This is a genomic window from Kocuria sp. HSID16901 (assembly GCF_003989425.1).
GTDB lineage: Bacteria > Actinomycetota > Actinomycetes > Actinomycetales > Micrococcaceae > Rothia > Rothia massiliensis.
Window position 1 is genome coordinate 81,554 of sequence record NZ_RBLM01000007.1, and the last position, 20,473, is coordinate 102,026.

Genomic DNA, 20,473 nt, shown 5'->3' on the forward strand with positions numbered 1-20,473 from the left:
CGACGATTCGGAATCGTCCTGGCTCAACTTCCCCTGAGCCAGGCCGTATTGAGGGCCGAATTCGTTTGGATGGGGACCAGGCAGCAGTGTTCTTGCCGTAGGGGTGCGGAAAAGCGCAATTTCGCGCAACTGAGTAGCCACGAGGAGAAACGGAGGCCTTTGATGGATGCAAAGACCTCTCACGAGGAGCGGTCGGCACGTGATCGTCACGTTCCCGTACTTTTGGAGCGATGCGTGAACTTGCTTGAGCCCGCTCTCTCGGGCCAACGCCCCGTGGTCATCGATGCCACCTTGGGAATGGGTGGACATACCGAACATCTCTTGCAGCGGTTTCCGGCGTTAACGGTGATCGGTATCGACCGTGATGCTCAGGCCCACCGATTGGCCGGAGAGCGGTTGAAGCGCTTTGGTGACCGTTTCCAGCCCGAGCACGCAGTTTACGACCAGATTCCAGAGATCGTTCGGCGCCGTGGCCTACAGGGCGTCGACGGCGTTCTCTTCGATCTCGGAGTTTCGTCCTTTCAACTCGATGAAAGGGAGCGAGGCTTCGCCTATTCCTTCGATGCGCCGTTGGATATGCGCATGAATGTCGACGATGATCTCACCGCCGAGGTTGTTGTGAATGAATATGACGCAAATCACCTCCGACGCATCCTCCGCAACTGGGGCGAAGAAAAATTTGCCGGTCGAATTGTTCAATCTCTAGTTGAAGTTCGTCAGGATCACCGAATTGTCAGTACGGGTGAACTCGTGGAGATCATCAAGAAGGCTGTTCCAGCCGCGGCTCAGCGACATTCGGGTCATCCCGCCAAGCGAACCTTCCAGGCCCTTCGCATTGAAGTTAACCATGAGCTTGAGGCTCTCGAGGCCGCAATTCCCGCCGCACTGAATTCTCTTACCCTTGGGGGCCGTGTCGTAGCCATGAGCTATCACTCACTTGAGGACAAAATTGTGAAGCGTGGGATGACGGCTTTGGCGGTCTCCACGGCCCCCAAAGGTTTTCCAGTCGAATTGGAAGAACACCGACCCGAAGTCAAGATCTTGACTCGCGGCGTCGAGAATCCAACCGACGAAGAAATTAACAATAATCCGCGCGCGGCCTCCGCAAGGTTGCGGGCCGCGGAACGAATCCGCGAATCTAGGACGGCTTCATGAGTGCAGAACCGCAGTACACAGACTCGGAAACCGAGAATGGTGTACCCGCCGCCCTCAACCTGAGTGCGGTCAAGGAGCGACGCAACCTTCGCGTCGTCGGGGATGCCGAAGTCGAAGAACTCGAGCATGAGCTGGCCGTGGCCCCGGAGCCGCGTCGTCGTCGCCCGCTCGCCACCGCCACGGTCGCACGTCGTCGCCGACGGCTATCGCTCGTGATTGCCACTGTACTGGGTGTCTTCATGACCCTGGGCGTGGTCCTTCTGCTGAATATCTCCTTGTCTTCAAATCAATACAAACTCGTGGACCTTCGCACTCAGGAGCGTTCCCTCACTGAGGACAATCAGAAAATAAGTCAGGAGATCGAATATCACCAGGCTCCTCAGAACTTGGCGATTCGCGCTTCACAGCTGGGAATGGTCTCCGCCAGCGATCAGGCGCAGCTCGATCTTAAAAACTCGAAGATCAGCGGCACACCCGCTGCGGCACAAGCGGCCCCGTCGGACGACGCCGAGGCGAAGAAGAACGGTCAGACCAACTTGATCGATCCGCCGCTGGAGAGCGACACCGACGCCGCCAAGCAAGCCGAAGATCAGAAAAAGCAAGCCGACCAAAAGAAGCAAGCCGACCAAAAGAAGGACGACAATAAAAAGTCGGACCAGCCGTCTGCACAACCCTCTCAGAGTGCTCATTCGAACTAACAGGTAGGGGCTGAAACTTTAGCGAGGTCACAGCGTCCTTGACAGGTCGTGAGTGGTGAGGTCGATTGTGGTGGTTTCCACTCTCGGACCGCCAGGATCGTTCAGTTCGAGGCTCTAGACTAAGAAATTCGGTCCAGATCCCGGTCGGCGCTTGAACGCCGACGCAGGGAGATGAAGAAGGTTCGGGGTGCGTCCCCGCCACGATACGGAGGGGTAGGAAAGAAGCCAGTGGATTCAACCGAGGATCGCCCCGGGCGGACCCAACCGGATGATCCCCGCGACGGCAGAAACGCCGAGGGGGCGGCGGGCGCCGAAGGCCAGGAAGCCCAAGGCATACTTCGGCGCAGCTTTATTGGCATTTCCGCGTTTCTTGCCATGTTGGCCCTCCTGGTGGGGCGACTCTTTTGGGTGCAAGCCATCGACCCCACCGGGCGAGCCAAAGCGGCCCTGGATGCACGGCGTCGTACCCAGAAAATTGCCGCACTGCGCGGAGAAATTCATGACATCAACGGCAACGTCTTGGCTCGTTCAATTCAGCGATACAAGATCACCGTGGACCAAACGGCCGTGGCCCCCGTTGACCGCTTGAACGAGAAAGAGATGAGCGTTCAGGATGTGGTGTACAAACTGGCCGACATCCTCAAGAAGCCGGACAACGACATCAAAAAGAGCCTCGATGGAGACAGCAAATACGCCGTCATCGCCGAAGAGGTCACGCCTGATGTCAACAACGCGGTCATGGACATCAAGGCTCCATTTATCTATTCGGAGTCCATTTCCAAGCGCAGCTACCCGGACGGTTCCATTGGTGGTTCCGTCGTCGGGTTCCTGAACTCTGAGGGCGCCGCCGGCGGCATTGAGCTCCAGTTCGACACCGACCTCACGGGTAAAGATGGCGAACGAGTCTACGAAATCAGTGCCAATGGCATCCGCATCCCGGTGGGCGAAGATATGAATCAACCCGCCGAGGACGGTAAGACCGTTCGTCTGACCATTAATCGCGATATTCAGTACTTCGCTCAGCAGCAGGTCAAAGCCCGCTCGGATGAGTTGGATGCCGAGTGGGGGACCGCGATGGTCATGAACATTAAAGACGGCTCGATACTGGCGTTGGCCGATTCGTCGATGATTGACCCGAACAACTACGAAAAGGCGGCTCCGGGTGACTTCGCGGCGAGGACCGTCAGCGCGGCCACCGAGCCCGGGTCGACGGAAAAGATTCTGACCGCCTCGGCCGTGATCGAAGAGGGCAAGTCCACGCCCACGAGTGGATTCGACGTTCCGGCCGAGCTCCACATCGACGGGCAGACCATTACCGACGCCTTCGACCACGGGGCACAAAAGCGAACCCTTGCCGGAATTATCGCGGATTCCATGAACACGGGAACCGTCTTGGCCGGAAAACAGCTCTCGAAAGACCAGCGGCACGACTGGCTCGAAAAATTCGGCATCGGAAAGAAAACCGGCATCGAACTGCCAGGCGAGAACCGAGGGATTTTGGCGCCTGCCAAAGACTGGGATGTCCGCCAGCAGTACACGGTGCTGTTCGGTCAGGGTGTCTCTCAGACGCCGCTTCAAACGATGATGGCCTATCAAGCCGTGGCGAATAAGGGAATACAACTTACGCCGCGAATCGTGGAGTCCATCGTCGGGCCGGACGGTACCGAGGACAAGCGTCCCAAACCCGAGGGGAAGCGCATCGTGTCCGAGCGCACCGCGCAACTGGTGCGGGACATGATGGAAGTGGTCGTTACCGAAGGCGGCGCCAAGGAGGCTGCCGTCAAGGGCTGGCGCGTCGGTGGTAAAACCGGAACCGCGGAAGCCCCGGCGGACAAGGGCGGCGGCTACGACGGCTATACGACCTCGTTCATTGGTATCGGGCCCATGGAAGATCCGACCTACCTGGTCGGCGTCGTCTTGCAGCGGCCCAAGGGCGATGTCACCGCGATTGGTTGTACCCCCGTCTTTTCGAAGATCATGGAAAAAGTTTTGCAGTACTATCAAGTGCCGCGATCGTCGACAAAGCCGGTCTCGATCCCCAAATTTACCGACGATGAGACGGGCGAAGGCAGGTAATCGCACCGTGATACGTAGTGTCTTCCCTTGTGAAGACCACTTAGCAGCAATAATCGGGTACACCCGCAAGAGCAGGCATGCAGGACGCAGGAAGAAGGACCACCCACATGACTTCTGAGGAACGGTCGGCGGAGCACACGCCCCCTCCGGGTCCGGACTCTCTGAAGGGGACCGCCCAAAATCTGCGCCCGTCGAATGTGCCAACCAGGTCCCTGGACGAGCTCTCCTCGGCGCTAGAGGAGTGGGGGTACGCCGCACGGGCAGAAGGTGCCACCACCGTAGTTGTGGCCGGCATCAGCATGGACTCCAGAGAAGTTCAGTCCGGTGACCTCTACGTGGCGCTTCCCGGGGCGAACGTCCACGGGGCCGATTTTTCCGAGGCAGCCGTACGCCTTGGAGCGGCAGCAATTCTTACCGACGAACCCGGCCTCGCAAGGATGCGGGCCCTTGGCGTTCAGCTGCCGGTGCTCATCGTGGATCGGGTGCGCGACGTCGTGGGACCGTTGGCCGCTCACATCTATTCGAGCCAGCCGGCATCCGCCGAAGACCAGCGACTTTTCGCGGTCACCGGGACGAATGGCAAAACGACTACCACCTACATGGTCAATTCGGTGCTGTCGGAACTGGGCCACCTCACCGGTCTCATTGGCACGATCGAGATCCTTGCCGGCGGCACCGCCATCCCGAGCAAACTGACGACGCCGGAATCCACCCACGTTCATTCGTTGGTCACGGTGATGCGGGAGCAGGGGATTACCGCGGCCTCCATGGAAGTTTCGTCGCACGCCCTGGACTACAAGCGTGTGGACGGTCTGGTTTACGACGTCGCTGGATTCACCAACCTCACACAGGACCACTTGGATTTGCACGGCACGATGGAGGCCTACGCTTCCTCAAAGGCACAACTCTTTACCCCGGAACATTCACGACGGTCCGTGGTCACTATCGACGACGCGTGGGGCCTCTGGATGGCGGACTCCGCACGTCAGGCCCAGGGAGACGGCTCAGTCGTCACCCTGTCCACCGGATTTGGCCGAGGGAACACTGCCGGATCGGAAGGGCCCGACGCCGATTGGACGGTCGAGTCGGTGGAGCCTGCGGGCATCGGGCATCGTTTTACCCTCCGCCACAGGGACGGCCGGGAGATTCGCACGGCCACAGGCTTACCCGCCGACTTCAACGTCTCCAATGCGGCTCTTGCTGCTGTGATGGTCGCCGAATCTGGCGTGGACTTCGACCGTCTGCGAGACGTCTTGGCCACCGAGGATGCCTTGACTCCTCTGGTACCAGGCCGCATGCAAGTCTTGAGTCAAGAACCGGTAGCGATCGTCGATTTTGCGCACAACCCGGACGCCCTCGAGCGTGCCTTGGACGCGATCCGTCCGAACGACGAGGCTCACGGCCAGGTCATTGTGGTCTTTGGAGCCACCGGCCAGCGAGACCAGACCAAACGTCCGATCATGGGAGCCATCGCCGCTCGGCACGCCGACGTCGTGCTGGTCACCGACGATGATCCTCACCATGAGGCGCCGGGGCCTATCCGCGAGGCCGTCGAAGCCGGTGCTCGGGATGCCATGAAGGACGGCGCACGGGCTTCGAGTGTGGAGAATATCGCTCCGCGCTCCGCCGCTATTGCACGGGCCGTCGAGATTGCCGGGCCACAGGATTCGATCTTGGTGGCCGGCAGAGGACATGAGACCAGCCAGGATGTCGCCGGGGTGGACCATGCCCTCGACGATCGTGAAGAGCTGCGTCAAGCTCTGGCAACTCGGCGCGCACGAGAAGAAGCCACGGGAGGACAATCATGATTGAACTGTCAGTTCAACAAATCTCCGAGGCGGTCGGGGGACGGATCGTCGGCATGGACGAGACTCTCGCGGCGTCCACGACCTGTGACTCGGCGACCACGGATTCTCGCGAGGTGTCGGCAGGAACCCTTTTCATCGCCAAACCCGGAGAAGTTACGGATGGGCATCGATTCATTGGTGTATCTCGTGACGCTGGTTCCCCGGTAGCCCTGGCAGAGAGGGAAACCTCCGATCCCGAGGGTGCCGTATATCCCGCCATCGTGGTGGACGACGTCGTCGAGGCTATGGGTGCTTTGGCACATGACATCGTCGGCAGGCTTCGTCGGCATGGCGATGTCACGGTCGTAGGAATTACGGGCTCCGCGGGGAAGACCACTACCAAGGATCTTCTGGCAGGAATCTTCGCCGAGGAGGGGCCCACGGTTGCCCCCATCGGCTCATACAACGGTGAAGTCGGCGTTCCGCTGACGGTTTTCCGCGCGGACTACACCACACGCTTCCTCGTCATCGAGATGGGCGCTAATCATCTGGGCAATATTCGTTACCTCTGCGACATGGTGGTGCCGGACTACGGCGCGATTCTCAAGGTGGGCACCGCTCACGCCGGGGAATTTGGCGGAGTAGAAAACATCGCCATCACCAAGTCGGAACTTGCCGACGGCGTCGCATCGACCGGTGGCGTGGCGCTGAACCTGGACGACACCCGGGTGGCGCCGATGCAGTCCAAGGCCTCGGCCCCCGTGACGTACTTCGGGGTCGAAGGCCGCCACGTGGGAACGACCGACCACGACCTGCTCGAGGCGAAGGACCTCCGAACAGACGAGGGAGGCTGCCCGCACTTCCGTCTGTCCTTCCCGAACGGTGACGAATTTTCCGTCGCCTCGAAACTCATGGGCGAGCACCACGTGTACAACCTCTTGGCGGCCGCCTCGTTGGCATTTATGGCGGGTCTTCGGCCCGAAGCCATCGTTCAAGGCCTCAACACACTAGGCGCGGGGAGCCGGTACCGCATGGAACGGACGGATCGTCCGGACGGTGTGACCGTTATCAACGACGCCTACAACGCTAACCCTGAATCCATGGCCGCAGCCTTGCGCACGCTCGCGCAGATGGGCAGGGACGCACAACCGCCACGGCGGACCTGGGCTGTCCTGGGCCCGATGCTTGAGCTGGGCGAGGCCTCGGTTGAGGAACACGACAAAGTCGGCCGCGACGTCGTGCGGTTGAATATTCCCAAGCTCGTTGTCATCGGCGAGGAAGCCGCGCCACTATTCAACGCGGCCCATCTAGAGGGCTCCTGGGGCGACGAAGCCGTATGGGTCAAGGACGCGGATGAAGCTTTCGAGATCCTGCGACGTGAACTTGAACCGGGAGACATTGCTCTCTTCAAATCGTCGAACGGCGCGGGTCTACGCTTCCTGGGCGATAGAGTGGCACACGATCAAACCGGCGGCCCTCAGGCCTGACACGCACTAGGAAGAAAGGCGCAAGGAAACGCATGATTTCCATCTTGCTTGCCGCGGCCTTCGGTCTCATCCTCTCGCTGGCCGGGACGCCGCTGTTCACCAAGGTTCTGGTGCGGCAGCAGTACGGCCAGTTCATTCGTGAGGACGGACCCACGAGCCACCAGACTAAACGAGGCACTCCCACGATGGGCGGCGTCGTTATTATGGGCGCCACGGTCGTCGCGTTTTTCCTCTCTCTTCTCTTGAACGGCCTGATTTTTGGCGGCACGCTGACGCCGTCGGCATCGGCACTGCTGTTGATGTTCCTCATGATCGGCATGGCCGGTGTGGGATTCATCGATGACTTCAAGAAGATTGCCCGGAAGCAGTCGCTGGGGCTCACGCCGAAAGGCAAAATTGTTCTGCAGGGAACCGTCGGCGTGATCTTCGGTGTGCTGGCCCTGTTGCTTCCCGATGACCGGGGCTGGACTCCGGCTTCGACGCACATCTCATTGACTCGGGACATCCAATGGCTGGACCTTTCCTTTGGCATCCCTGTAGTCGGAGTGATCCTCTTCGTGATCTGGTCTAACCTGATCGGCACGGCCACGACCAACGCCGTCAATCTGACGGACGGGCTGGACGGCCTGGCAACAGGTGCCTCGATTCTGGTGTTTTCCGGGTACCTCATGATCACCATGTGGCAGACCAACCACCTCTGTGGCCCGGGCTCTGTAGAAAACGTCTGTTACGAGGTGAGGGATCCCGGCCAGCTGTCGGTCGTGGCCGCCGCCTTGGTCGGGTCGTTGATCGGTTTCTTGTGGTGGAACACGTCACCGGCCACCATCTTCATGGGCGACACCGGCTCCTTGGGGCTCGGTGGTGCCTTGGCGGCCTTCGCGATCTTGAGCCACACTCAAATTCTCCTGGTGCTCATGGCCGGCCTCTTCGTGATGATCTCCGCATCCGTGATCATCCAGGTGGGGTACTTCAAACTTTCAGGTGGGAAACGCGTCTTCAAGATGGCGCCCTTGCAGCATCACTTTGAACTCAAGGGATGGAAAGAAGTCACGGTGGTCGTGCGCTTCTGGATCATTGCCGGTCTCTTCGTCGCCTTGGCCCTTGGCGTTTTCTATGGTGACTGGCTCATCAGCCACGGAGGAGTGAGCAATTAATGCGAGCAACCAATGAGAATCCCGTCGTGGAGAACTCACGGTTGGCCGAACTGACCAGCTGGGACGCCTCATGGTCGGGGTTGCGTGTGGTCGTCGCGGGCCTGGGCGTCTCCGGATTTGCCGCAGCCGACACCCTGATCGAGCTGGGAGCCCGCGTCGTCGTCGTGGACGGCCAGGACACCGAAGACACCCGGTACAAAGAGCAGACGCTCGGGATCGTGGGGGCGGCGGGAGCAGTCCTCGGCGATGGAGCGATGGATTCCCTGCCCGACGTCGACGGCGCACGGCCTGATCTCGTCGTGACTTCACCGGGTCTGCGTCCCACCCTGGGCATTCTGGATCAGGCCGTCCGTGAGGGTGTTCAGATCTGGGGAGAGGTTGAACTCGCGTGGAGACTGCGTGAGCGCGCCGGGCGCAAGACCACAGAGTGGTTGTGCGTGACGGGAACCAACGGCAAGACCACGACCGTCGGTATGACCGAGTCCATCCTTCAGGCCGCCGGCTTAAAAGCGATCGCCGTGGGCAATGTGGGAACACCGATTCTTGACGCTTTGCGCGATCCCGTCGACTACGACGTCTTTGTGGTGGAGCTGTCCAGCTATCAGTTGCACTGGAGCCATTCGCTGAGGCCCCTTGCTGCGACAGTGCTGAATATTGCCGAAGACCATATCGACTGGCATGGTTCCTTCGAGAACTACCAGGCAGACAAGGCCAAGATCTACGAAAACACCAGCGTGGCCTGCATTTATAACGCTGCGTCTCCTCTGACCGAACGCATGGTCGAAGAAGCCGACGTGCAGGAAGGCTGCCGGGCGATTTCCTTCACCACCGATTCGCCGTATCTGTCCCAACTCGGGGTCGTGGATGGATTGCTGGTGGACCGTGCGTTCGTGGAAGAGCGTAGGACGTCGGCTGCGGAGCTCGCCAACGTCAAAGACACGGGGGAGTTGCCCACGCGTCATACGGTCGAGAATGCTCTGGCAGCTGCGGCCCTGGCACGAGCGGCTGGTGTCGACCCGGTGGCCGTACGAGATGGTTTGCGGAACTACCAACCTGGAGCGCACCGCATCCAACCCGTGGCCACCACGCATGGCGTGCTGTGGGTCAACGATTCCAAAGCCACCAATCCGCACGCGACCGACGCATCGCTCAGTTCCTTTGACCCGGTCATCTGGATCGCCGGAGGGCTGTCGAAAGGTGTGGCGTACGACGACCTCGTGGCCCAGCACGCCCACCGCCTCAAGGCAGTGATCTTGATCGGTACCGACACCGACTCCTTGGCGGATGCCCTGAGCAAGCACGCGCCGCAGGTGCCGATTCATCACGCCGCCTCGCCCGAGGTTGCTTCTGAAGACGGGCCATCCATCATGTCGTCAGCGGTGCGCATCGCGCATGAGCTGGCGGAGCACAACGACACCGTTCTCATGGCGCCCGCCGCGGCGTCGATGGATCAATTCGTTTCCTATGCGGAACGCGGCGAGGCTTTCATCGACGCCGTGAGTGCGCTCGTTGAGAAGATCAACCAAGCCGAGGAAGGAAGCGCCGGAGCATGAGCACAGCAGCACCGGAGCGCCCGAGAAAGCCACGCCGCGACACTTTGTGGACCAAGATCGCCGACGGATACCGCTATGTTTCGCGGCCGTTATATCGGTGGGTCGCCACGGGATCGATGAATAGCGCGGCGATCGGCATCGCCGTATCGGCTCTGGGCCTCACGGTGCTGGGGTGCATGATGGTGCTGTCCGCTTCGTCCGTCGAGCAGATTGCTCAGGGACAATCGCCGTATAGCCTCTTTATCAGGCAGGGTATTTTCGCCTTTATCGGGATCATCGCGATGTTCGTCGCGGCGCGGATCAAGCTGTCCTTCTGGAAAAATCGTCGGCTGGTGTACTGGCTGATGGGGGTTTCGCTGGTCTTGCTTCTCTTGGTGCTCTCGCCCCTGGGTAAGGAAGTCAACGGTAACCGGAACTGGATCGCCCTTGGTCCGCTGTCGTTCCAGCCGTCGGAAATCGCTAAATTCTCGCTCATGCTATGGGTCGTATGGTCCCTGGCTCGGTCCACGCGGGTCGCGACCAGTGCACACGCCGCGCTTTTGCCGTCGTCGCTGGGATTCATTGCGGTCAGTGGGCTGGTGATTATCGGTGGCGATGCCGGTACCTGCATCGTCTTTGTGCTGATCTACGCGAGCGCCTTGTGGTTCGCACGTGCGCCGATGAAAATTTTCACGCGATCGATTCTGGGTGCATTGCTTATCGCGGTCTTGGTGGTCGTATCCGCCCCGCACCGCCTGAGCCGTGTCACGTCGTGGCTCTTCCCCTCCCAGTGCGTCGACGGACAGGAATGCTTTCAGTCCAATTCAGGGTTGGCGGCACTTGCTACGGGTTCGTGGTGGGGGCAGGGCCTGGGGGAGTCGCGCCAGAAATACAACTATCTTCCCGAGGCGCACAACGACTTCATTGTCGCGATTCTCGGTGAAGAGCTGGGATTCATTGGGACGTGCATCGTGGTGGCCCTCTTTGCCGTCATGGCGCTGTGCCTGGCCCGGGTGATCCTTCGCTCGAGCGACCGTTTCGTGCGCTTGTCTGCGGCAGCCCTGATGGCCTGGTTCGTCGGGGAAGCCTTCGTCAACATTGGTATGGTGACGGGTCTCTTGCCCGTGATCGGTATTCCGTTGCCGTTCGTCTCCTACGGAGGCACGTCCTTGACGGTCTCCCTCTTTGCGGCCGGTTTCGGGATGGCCCTGACAAAATCCCCGACCCATCCCGCGATCAGTCTGGCGTCCCTCGATAAGCATCGCGCGGACGTAGACTAGACACCGATCTCGCTCTGCGAAGACCACCACTACCGACCAAGGGAGATTCGACCATGACCCAGCCTCTGTCCGTCGTCGTTGCCGGAGGTGGGACAGCGGGGCACATTTCCCCGTTACTGGCCATTGCGGACGCCGTGCGTGAACGGCACCCTGAGGCAAAAATCGTGGCCGTGGGCACCAAGACAGGTATGGAGACCAGGCTGGTCCCCGAGGCTGGCTACGACCTCGAGTTTGTGGACCGGGTGCCCATGCCCCGCAAACCCAGTCTTGATTTGCTGAAACTCCCTCTTCGGATGCGTCGCGCGGTTCGTCAAGGCCAGGAAATATTGCGCCGCGCCGAGGCCGATGTGCTCGTAGGTGTTGGTGGTTATGTGTGCACGCCCTTGTACCTTGCGGCGGCCCGCGAAAACGTACCCGTGGTGATCCACGAGGCCAACCAACGTCCGGGACTGGCCAATAAGGTCGGGGCCAAGAAGGCCGTTGTCGTGGCGACGGCCTTCGAGGGGACGCCGATTGCCGGAGGACGACACGTCGGCATGCCGATGAGCCGTCGCATCGCCGAGTGCGACCGTGCCGCCGAACGGTCCGGATCGCGCCAGCTGCTCGCCCTGCAGGACGGGGTGCCGACCATCATCGTGACGGGCGGTTCTTTGGGCGCACAGAACATGAATCGGACGATCGCCGAGGTTCTGCGTCGTCGGGAATGGGTTGAATCGGGCGTCCAAATGTTGCACATCACCGGCCGAGGTAAGCAGCTGCTGGACGATGACGGTTCCTTGCTCAACGCCCCCGGATACCACCAGGTCGAATTCGTGAACGGCATGGAAAAGGTGTACTCGGCGTGCGACTTGTTGATCGCTCGATCCGGCGCAGCCACCGTGAGCGAAGTCGCCGCCGTTGGCTGTCCGGCGGTCTTTGTGCCGCTCCCGATCGGGAACGGCGAACAAGCGTTGAACGCTGCCGGTCTGGTGGGCTCAGACGCCGCCCTACTCGTCGAGGACAAGAAATTCAACGCCGATTGGTTTGTGTCCTCGGTCTTGCCCGTCGTCACGAACTCGGAACGCCTCACAGAGATGTCCCGGAACGGATACCGTCATGGCATTCGCGACGCGGCGCAGCAGATGGCAGAGCTGATCGACGACGCCGCAAGCCAGGGAGGGAACCACTAATCCCATGAATGCACAGCACGAGAACTCGAAATTGCTGCCGGACTTCATGTATCCGCCGTTTCCGGAGCGGCCCTCGCTGGGCGAGCTCGGACGCATCCACTTCATTGGCATGGGCGGAACGGGAATGTCGGCGATTGCCGATTTGATGTTGGCTCATGGGCTTTCGGTGAGCGGATCCGATATGAAGGACAACGCCGCGCTCGACGTCCTCCGGGCGAAGGGCGCCACGGTCCATATTCCGCAGGACGCCTCGAATGTCGAGAACGTGGACACCGTTGTCGTCTCCACAGCCATTAAGCCGACGAACCCGGAACTCGCCGCAGCCCGGGCCGCAGGATTGCGGGTAGTGCACCGGTCGGATGCCCTTGCCGCCTCGATGGACCAGTCGCAATCGGTGGCTGTCGCCGGAACGCACGGCAAAACCACCACGAGCTCCATGATTTCGGTCATGTACGACGGCGTGGGAGCGCAGCCGTCATTCGCTGTAGGAGCCCGGATTGCGGCTCTGGGGTCCAACGCGGCCCTTGGCGCGACGGGACCTGACTCATGGTTCATCGCCGAAGCCGATGAATCGGATGGCTCCTTTGTCAAGTACAGGCCGACTATCGCCGTCGTGACCAACGTCGAGCCTGACCACCTGGACTTCTATGGAAGCTCCGAGGCTGTCACCGATGCCTTCGATCAATTTGTTGATTCCCTGGCCGACCCCGGGGTCCTGGTGGCCTGCTGGGATGACCCCGGCGCACGGCGTCTGGCGACGGGGCACCGGAACCGGGGCGGAACTGTGTTGACCTATGGCACCACGGACGGTGCCGACGTCGTGATTCGCGACATCAACGGGGAAGGTACGACCAGTACCGCCGAGGTGACCTGGGACGTAGACCTGAGGGGGAACTCCCACTCGGGGTCCACGCGGCTGAGGCTTTCGGTCCCTGGCGCGCATAACGTTCGGAATGCGGCAGCTGCCCTGTGCTGTGCTCTGTACGCCGGATTCGATATGGATCGGGCGGCTCAAGCGTTGTCCGCATTCACCGGTTCTGCTCGCCGATTTGAGTTGCGAGGTCGTGAGCGCGGAATCTCCGTGTACGACGACTACGCCCACCACCCAACCGAGGTGGCCGCAGCGCTAGAAGCCGCTCGTACCGTTGCCGATGGGCACACCGTTTACGCGATTTTCCAACCGCATCTCTTCTCGCGAACTCAGGAATTTGCCCGAGAATTTGCTGAGGCCCTCTCGTTGGCGGACCGTGCGTATGTGGTCGACATCTTCCCCGCTCGCGAGGAACCGATGGCCGGCGTGACCAGCCACCTGATCACAGACGCCGGGTTCACCGAGGTGCGGTACGCCGCGAGCCCCGAGGAAGCAGCCCAGCAGATTGCTTCGTCGGCGAATGATGGAGATATCGTCATGACGATCGGCGCCGGCGACGTCACAACGTACGGCGAGATCGTCTTGAACGAGCTGCGTGAGGAAGGGCCCGTTAACGCCCGGGATTCGGCATGAGCCCACTCCATCGTCCACGCATGCCCCGTCACCAGGAGCAGCCGTCGCCGTCGTCGAAGCAAGGAGAAGACGCGACGACCGGTTCTGTGCGTCCTGCGGATGTCTCTTCCTCGGGCGAAGCACCCAGGGTCTCGACCACGGAAGACTCCGAACGGCCGAACCGAGCGCCACGTAACCCCCGCGATCAGTTGGCCGAAGCGACGGCTCGGGGCGACGCCGGTACCCGAGGACAACGCATCGAAGCCATCGGGAGCACCCAGCGAGTCGACGAACACCGCCCTGCCGCAGTGCGCGTCAATGACGAAGCTAAGGTTCGGGTCGAACGTGTGCCGGAGGGGCAGCCCGGAAGGACTGCGCAGGACGACCGCCCGGAACCGTCGTCGAAGCCCACTCAGACTGGGGCCGAAGAGCGTCCGGATAACATCCTGAGCTTCCCTCAGGCGGAGGACCGGCGCCGAAAGAGGCAGGGCAACCAGCCCTCGCGAAGTGCCCAAAATCGCCAGAGAAGCGCGCGTTGGTGGGGGAAGCTGCCCCGACGAACCCGCTGGATCGCTGGTATCGGGGTGCTACTCCTGGCGGCCCTTTTGTTTTTCGGCGTGGTGTTCTATTCGCCCTTGTTGGCGGTCCACAACATCACGATCAAGGGGGCAAACCTTTCCGACCAAGCAAAGGTGCAAAAAGCCCTCGATCCCCTCAAAGGACGGCCGTTGACGCGCATCAGCTCGGACGAGGTTCAGGGCATGATCGGTAACGACGTCGTCGTCGAAGGCGTCAGCATCGAAGCGAAGCCGCCCCACGACTTGGAAGTTACCGTTCACGAGCGAATTCCTGTGGCAACCGTGAAGTCCGGTGACCAATACATCTTGGTGGATAAAAACGGCGTCGCTGTGGGCTCGAAGAAGTCGGTGAATGAAGCCGGCGTGCCGTTATTGGATGGCGGTCCGGATGCGGTCAAGAGCGAATCCTTCACCTCGGCGGTGGCGGCGTTGCAGACTCTTCCGCAGTCCTTGTTGTCTCAGCTGAACAAGGTTGAGGCGGATTCCCCGTCCAATATTCGTTTGGACATGAAGGACGGTTCACAAGTGATTTGGGGGACCAGCGACCAGAGCGAATTTAAAGCTCAAGTATTGAATAGCCTGGTCAAGGCCCTCAAAGATCAAGGTGGCGCGTCGGTCTACGACGTTTCGAGCCCTGATCACCCGGTCACCAAGTAACGCATCGCGCGTTCTCGGCGATCTAAACCTTAACGTCAAGGTTGAATATCACCAACAGACTGAGGAGATTTCCCGGAAATTCTTAGGCGCGAAACGCCGAATCGGTGCGACACGCCTACCGGTGATTGATACTCTAGTTGCGGTATAGGAACCGGCTGATAGTCGAAATCCGGTCCATAATCTAAACCTTCAAGCTTAGGTTCAGGACTCGGGTTCCGGAATGTTGGCTTCACACGCTCAAACGAGGAAACCCATGGACGTTACAACTCCCCAGAATTACCTCGCCGTCATTAAGGTCGTCGGCATCGGCGGCGGCGGCGTCAACGCGGTCAACCGCATGATCGAAGTCGGCCTACGTGGCGTCGAATTTATTGCCATTAACACCGACGCTCAGGCGTTGCTGATGTCGGATGCCGACGTCAAGCTGGATGTGGGTCGCGAGATGACTCGCGGACTTGGTGCCGGCGCGAACCCCGAAGTTGGTCGTCAGGCCGCCGAAGATCACGAAGAAGAGATCGAGGAAGTCCTGAAGGGCGCCGACATGGTCTTCGTGACCGCCGGCGAGGGTGGCGGAACCGGTACGGGTGGCGCACCCGTCGTGGCTCGAATCGCTCGCTCGCTCGGTGCCTTGACTATCGGCGTCGTGACTCGCCCGTTCACCTTCGAGGGGCGCCGTCGTTCGAACCAGGCCGAAACCGGCATCGAGTCTCTGCGCGACGAGGTCGACACCTTGATCGTGATCCCGAATGACCGCTTGCTCTCCATCTCAGACCGCAATGTGTCGATGCTCGACGCATTCAAGTCTGCGGACCAGGTCTTGCTCTCCGGTGTTCAGGGAATTACCGACCTCATCACCACCCCGGGCCTCATCAACTTGGACTTCGCCGACGTCAAGTCCGTGATGCAGGGCGCGGGATCGGCTCTCATGGGAATTGGTTCGGCGCAGGGAGAGGACCGTGCCGTCAAGGCTGCGGAGCTTGCCATCGCTTCACCGCTTCTCGAGGCATCCATCGACGGTGCTCACGGTGTCCTGCTGTCCATCCAGGGCGGCTCGGATCTTGGCTTGTTCGAGATCAACGAAGCCGCTCGGTTGGTTCAGGAAGTGGCTCACCCCGATGCCAACATCATCTTCGGTGCCGTGATCGACGACGCCTTGGGCGATGAAGCGCGGGTCACCGTGATTGCCGCGGGATTCGATTCCCTGAACCCCGAGACGAACAGCAATAACAACAATGCGGCGGCCAACCAGGCGCAGCGCACGCAGCAGACCTACGGTGGCGGATCTTCGCAGCCGGCCAAGGTTGCCAGCAACCCGCAGCGCGGCGGCAACAGCTATTCCGGGAACTCCTCATTCTCCGGTGGTAGCTCCTCGCAGTGGCAGGATGACTCGGACGTTCCGGCGAACGCCGGGTTCGACGTTGATCTACCCCCGGCCGTTGATCCGAACGGTGAGTCGGGCGCCAAGAAATCCGGTAAGGATTCGCTGGACGTTCCTGACTTCCTGAAGTAACCAACTGAAAACGCGCGTGTGAAGCCGACGGGCGGGACGGCTATGCCGTCCCGCCCGTCGCATCTCATCCACGGCGCGTCCCTCGGGGCGTGATGCCCCGTAAGTAGTTTTGCCATCAGGCTCATTGAAGGGGCCGATTTCGAGGCGGTGGACGGTGCAATGCACGAGGGTGGAGGATCGACAAGCGATACGCGTGTTCATCTGAGGCATAGAGCGGATCTGCCGTCGGGGGTGTCGGTCGCTTTTACCGCATCTGCTACCGGAAACCTCGGTTTGCACGTGCTTGGAACGTCGGACCCTCAGGAGCACCGACGACGCATCGAACGTGGAATCGGCCTCGATCCGGGTAGCTTGTTGTTTTTGGAGCAGGTGCATGGGACGGACGTCGTGCTTGCCGACGAAGCTCCGCTCATTCCCATGAACTCTTCTGCGGAGGAAGAGCGCGCCTTGGCACCTGTGGCCGACGCGGCGTTGACGAAGCACGGGCGCCCTCTGGCCATCATGACGGCCGACTGTCTTCCGGTGATTGTGACGTCGTCGAATCCCCTGATCTATGCGGTGGCCCATGCTGGGCGTCAAGGGCTCCTTCACGGAGTCTTGCCGAATGCCATCGAATCCCTTCGTGCCGCTGGAGGAACTGATCTGCAAGCCTGGATAGGGCCGTCGATTTGTGGACGGTGCTATGAGGTGCCTCCGGATATGGCGCACGACGCCGAGGCCAAGCTTCCGGGTATCGCCGTTAAAACACGCTGGGGTAGCCCTGGTCTCGATCTTCCAGCTGCCGCCGAAAAGCAACTGCGGAGCCTCGGCGTGGAGGTTCACCGCAAAGTCATCAACGAATGCACCTTTGAACAGGACGACCTTTTTTCGCATCGGCGAGCACCTGGACAAGGGAGGATCGCCGGTCTCGTGTGGCGGCGGGGTCATCAATCAGCGTCCTCACGGACTGAATCGATGACCGACGAAGGAGATGTACTGACATGACGGCAATCGAGTATGAGGCGGAGCGGGCACGAGAATTGTCCGTGCGACATGAGCGCGTCCTGAAGGAAATTGAGCAGATGGCCGCGATGACGCCGGCCGATGTGAGGGATCCTCACGTCGGCGTTGAATTAATAACCGTCACCAAGTTTTTTCCCGCCTCTGACGTCAAGGCCCTGTACGACCTCGGAATTCGCACCTACGGAGAGAACCGCGACCAGGAAGCCTCGCAGAAGGCACATGACCTCAGCCCATTCATCGATGAGCCGGTGTCATGGCATTACATCGGTCAATTGCAGTCGAATAAGGCCAAATCAGTGGTCCGATACGCGACGAGCGTCCAATCTGTTGATCGGGCCTCGATCGTCAAAGCATTGAGCAAAGCCTATTCCGCGGCGATTTCTCGCGCTGAAGCTGGCGAAGCCTCTGAGCCGGCGGCGGCGAGTCATGGTGGCCTGGAATGTTTCATCCAGGTGGGCTTGGACGACGCCAAGGTAACTCCCGGAGCGGCTGCACAGGGGACCCGGGGAGGAGCGGATCCCCAGGACATCGAGCACCTGGCCGATCTCATTTCCGAGGCAGAAGGCCTGAAGCTCGGTGGGCTAATGGCCGTAGCACCGCTTGGTGCTGAACCCGATCGTGCCTTTGAGAAGCTTCACACGCTCAGCCGTCGTCTGAGGGAAAGCCATCCCGATGCCTGGAAGATCTCTGCCGGTATGAGCGGTGATATGGCTGAAGCGATACGATGGGGATCGACCAGCGTCCGAGTTGGAAGTGCCATCATGGGGAATCGACCACGCAATAACGCGTGATGATTCCCCGATTGTGGCGTGTTGACCCACCTGATTTCCCTAGTCAGTGGGAATAATGGTCCCATTGGCGGGTAGCGCCCGTTTAACGAACGATTCTCGAGGAGTTCACATGGCCGGAACACTGCGCCAGGCGATGGTCTTTCTTGGCCTCGCCGACGACGGGTACGAGGCCCAGCCCGCGGCGCAACGGCGTCGGGTTGAGCCGGAAGCAAATGAACAGTCGTATGCCGATTCGATGGAGCGTGCCCCGCGCGAATCCATCGAAGGCTCCACGGCACTGGCGACTCGCCCCCGAGTCGAACAGCACGAAGACTATGAGTACGAGCTTGACGATCAGGACGAGCGTCGTCCCGTGGAACGACGCTCTCAGCCTCGCCGCGAATCTCGTTCGTCCTCCTCGGCCGTGCGTCGAGCCGATGCTGCTCAAACGACTACTTCCCGGCGTAACAGCCAGGAAGCGACGGATGCGGAAGATGAGTACCGCGCTCCCGTGACCCCGATTAACCGTGCTGCGGCACAAACCGAAAGCGAAAACGAATTGCGACGCATTACCACCATTCACCCGCGCTCCTACAACGACGCGAAGGTGATCGGCGAATCCTTCCGGAACAACATTCCCGTGATCATGAACGTCACGGATATGGACGTTGCTGAGGCAAAGCGACTGGTAGATTTTTCGTCGGGACTGACGTTCGCTCTGAACGGCAGCATTGAACGTGTGACCGAGCAGGTGTTCTTGCTGACGCCCTCCAACTTGGAGGTCCTCGCGTCCGAGGACGTCTCGTCGGCACCAAACGAATCTGACGATTCACTGTTCAACCACAGCTAATAGCGCGTCGGTGCTTGGTTCGTCATAGGAAGGATTCGTCCGTTGATCTCGGCTTTGGCCATCATCCATTTCGCCTTGTATTTGGCGTTTCTCGTGCTGATGTTTCGGCTGATTCTGGACTGGGTGCAAACATTCGCGAGGTTCTGGAAGCCTCAAGGTGTTGCGCTCATTTTTGCGTCGACGGTCTACACCATGACCGATCCGCCGATGCGGTTGATGCGTAAGTGGATTCCGCCATTGCGTATCGGAACCGTTTCGCTTGACATGGGCTTCCTAGTGTTGTTGGTCGTTCTCAGCATCGCGCAGAGCATCGTGAGAGCCTCGTTAGCCTCGGGCGTGTCCTAGCCGAATCGTCGGCGCTCCGCTCGACATCAAGGTTTTCGTCAGACTTTTCCCATAAGCTCTCGTGTGAACCGTGAGGCAGCGGCCGGCTTGCCCCCAACACAACTTCGATGCGACAGCCGCCGCATCTCAACGACAAGAGGTGTATTTCATGACATTGACCCCGGAACAGGTCATTAACAAGACCTTCCAACCCACCAAATTCCGTGAGGGATACGACCAGGAAGAGGTCGACCTTTTCCTCGATGAGGTCGTGACCGAACTCCGCCGTCTCCACAAGGAAAACGACGAGTTGACGCAGAAGCTTCGCGAGGCCGGCGTCGATCCCGAGTCGGATTCCGTCTCGACGGTCGGCGTGAGCAACGCTGAGGCCCCGACTCAGAACGCGACGTCGAAGAACTCCACATCGAACGGTGAAGGCTCGTCCGATTCCGTGGCAGCGTTGAACGTCGAGTCTGACTCTTCGTCCGATCTGAAGACCGAAAACCTCAACTCTGAGATTCACCCGACCGAGGAGCAGGTTCCCACGGCGGCCGAGGGCGCCACGACGAGCGAGACCGCTCAGGCGTCGGATTCCACAAATGCCGGATCCGCTCAGGGAGGCCAGAGCGAGTCTGCCGCGTCGGCGGCGGCCGTCATCGCCATGGCACAGCGTCTGCACGATGATTACGTCTCGCAGGGCGAGTCCGAAAAGGCCCGCCTCATCGAGGAAGGCCAAACCACGGCTCAATCGCTCTTGAGCGATGCGGAAGCCAAGCGCTCGTCGATTCTTGCCTCTCTCGAGGAGTCGAAGACCAATCTCGAGTCTGATGTGGAAACCCTCCGCACCTTTGAATCGAAGTACCGTCGCGAGCTGAAGTCCTACCTCGAGGGCAAGCTCACCGACTTGGAGAATTCGCCGCGCGTCGAGCCGACCGACTCCAAGTAAGTCGGAACGGAGACC

18 protein-coding genes are annotated in these 20,473 nt (G+C 60.4%); 17 read left to right on the forward strand and 1 reads right to left on the reverse strand.

Features of this window, described 5'->3' with window-relative positions:
- The first annotated feature begins 162 nt into the window (after positions 1–162).
- The 7 genes from rsmH (at position 163) to murD (ending at position 9,910) form a co-directional block, all read left to right on the forward strand.
- Entirely contained in the window at positions 163–1,155 is a 993-nt protein-coding gene (gene rsmH / locus D8M21_RS09435) for a 16S rRNA (cytosine(1402)-N(4))-methyltransferase RsmH (protein ID WP_126855831.1), read from the forward strand.
- The gene (locus D8M21_RS09440) at positions 1,152–1,853 is read left to right on the forward strand and encodes a hypothetical protein (protein WP_048678835.1); all 702 of its coding nucleotides are present in this window, start codon (positions 1,152–1,154) and stop codon (positions 1,851–1,853) included. The genes rsmH and D8M21_RS09440 overlap by 4 nt, the downstream gene beginning before the upstream one ends.
- Positions 1,854–2,081: 228 nt before the next feature.
- Positions 2,082–3,929, forward strand: a complete 1,848-nt coding sequence (locus tag D8M21_RS09445; RefSeq protein WP_238651263.1) for a peptidoglycan D,D-transpeptidase FtsI family protein — start codon at positions 2,082–2,084, stop codon at positions 3,927–3,929.
- Between the two features lie 107 nt (positions 3,930–4,036).
- Entirely contained in the window at positions 4,037–5,737 is a 1,701-nt protein-coding gene (locus D8M21_RS09450; RefSeq protein WP_048678832.1) for a UDP-N-acetylmuramoyl-L-alanyl-D-glutamate--2,6-diaminopimelate ligase, read from the forward strand.
- Complete coding sequence (locus D8M21_RS09455) at positions 5,734–7,203, forward strand: UDP-N-acetylmuramoyl-tripeptide--D-alanyl-D-alanine ligase (protein WP_126855832.1); 1,470 nt, start codon at positions 5,734–5,736, stop codon at positions 7,201–7,203. The genes D8M21_RS09450 and D8M21_RS09455 overlap by 4 nt, the downstream gene beginning before the upstream one ends.
- Positions 7,204–7,235: 32 nt before the next feature.
- Positions 7,236–8,357, forward strand: coding sequence for a phospho-N-acetylmuramoyl-pentapeptide-transferase (gene mraY / locus D8M21_RS09460; protein WP_048678825.1), 1,122 nt, complete (start codon positions 7,236–7,238; stop codon positions 8,355–8,357).
- The gene (gene murD / locus D8M21_RS09465; RefSeq protein ID WP_048678823.1) at positions 8,357–9,910 is read left to right on the forward strand and encodes a UDP-N-acetylmuramoyl-L-alanine--D-glutamate ligase; all 1,554 of its coding nucleotides are present in this window, start codon (positions 8,357–8,359) and stop codon (positions 9,908–9,910) included. Before mraY ends, murD begins: the two co-directional genes overlap by 1 nt.
- Here the strand turns inward: murD and D8M21_RS11650 are convergent.
- Positions 9,876–9,953, reverse strand: a complete 78-nt coding sequence (locus tag D8M21_RS11650) for a twin-arginine translocation signal domain-containing protein (protein WP_353954373.1) — start codon at positions 9,951–9,953, stop codon at positions 9,876–9,878. The two genes, murD and D8M21_RS11650, sit on opposite strands and share 35 nt — an antisense overlap.
- A 73-nt stretch (positions 9,954–10,026) precedes the next feature.
- On the opposite strand from D8M21_RS11650, the gene ftsW reads away from it, so the two are divergent.
- The 10 genes from ftsW to D8M21_RS09520 all read left to right on the forward strand — a co-directional run bounded on the left by ftsW (position 10,027) and on the right by D8M21_RS09520 (position 20,458).
- Positions 10,027–11,169 (forward strand): putative lipid II flippase FtsW, encoded by a 1,143-nt coding sequence (gene ftsW, locus D8M21_RS09475; protein ID WP_158088290.1) that lies wholly within the window; start codon positions 10,027–10,029, stop codon positions 11,167–11,169.
- A 53-nt stretch (positions 11,170–11,222) separates the two neighbouring features.
- Complete coding sequence (locus D8M21_RS09480) at positions 11,223–12,338, forward strand: UDP-N-acetylglucosamine--N-acetylmuramyl-(pentapeptide) pyrophosphoryl-undecaprenol N-acetylglucosamine transferase (RefSeq protein ID WP_048678820.1); 1,116 nt, start codon at positions 11,223–11,225, stop codon at positions 12,336–12,338.
- Between the two features lie 4 nt (positions 12,339–12,342).
- Entirely contained in the window at positions 12,343–13,842 is a 1,500-nt protein-coding gene (gene murC / locus D8M21_RS09485) for a UDP-N-acetylmuramate--L-alanine ligase (RefSeq protein WP_048678818.1), read from the forward strand.
- A 20-nt stretch (positions 13,843–13,862) separates the two neighbouring features.
- Positions 13,863–15,056: a cell division protein FtsQ/DivIB gene (locus tag D8M21_RS09490; RefSeq protein ID WP_048678815.1), complete on the forward strand. Its 1,194-nt coding sequence runs from the start codon at positions 13,863–13,865 to the stop codon at positions 15,054–15,056.
- Positions 15,057–15,309: 253 nt separating this feature from the next.
- Complete coding sequence (gene ftsZ, locus D8M21_RS09495) at positions 15,310–16,566, forward strand: cell division protein FtsZ (protein WP_048678811.1); 1,257 nt, start codon at positions 15,310–15,312, stop codon at positions 16,564–16,566.
- A gap of 231 nt (positions 16,567–16,797) precedes the next feature.
- A complete protein-coding gene (locus tag D8M21_RS09500) occupies positions 16,798–17,550 on the forward strand; it encodes a polyphenol oxidase family protein (RefSeq protein ID WP_238651265.1) in 753 nt (250 codons plus the stop codon).
- Positions 17,547–18,359, forward strand: a complete 813-nt coding sequence (locus tag D8M21_RS09505; RefSeq protein WP_048678808.1) for a YggS family pyridoxal phosphate-dependent enzyme — start codon at positions 17,547–17,549, stop codon at positions 18,357–18,359. The genes D8M21_RS09500 and D8M21_RS09505 overlap by 4 nt, the downstream gene beginning before the upstream one ends.
- 109 nt (positions 18,360–18,468) lie before the next feature.
- Positions 18,469–19,188, forward strand: a complete 720-nt coding sequence (locus D8M21_RS09510) for a cell division protein SepF (protein ID WP_053089939.1) — start codon at positions 18,469–18,471, stop codon at positions 19,186–19,188.
- Between the two features lie 42 nt (positions 19,189–19,230).
- Positions 19,231–19,533: a YggT family protein gene (locus D8M21_RS09515; protein ID WP_126855833.1), complete on the forward strand. Its 303-nt coding sequence runs from the start codon at positions 19,231–19,233 to the stop codon at positions 19,531–19,533.
- Between the two features lie 148 nt (positions 19,534–19,681).
- The gene (locus D8M21_RS09520) at positions 19,682–20,458 is read left to right on the forward strand and encodes a DivIVA domain-containing protein (RefSeq protein WP_048678800.1); all 777 of its coding nucleotides are present in this window, start codon (positions 19,682–19,684) and stop codon (positions 20,456–20,458) included.
- The last annotated feature ends 15 nt before the right edge of the window (positions 20,459–20,473 follow it).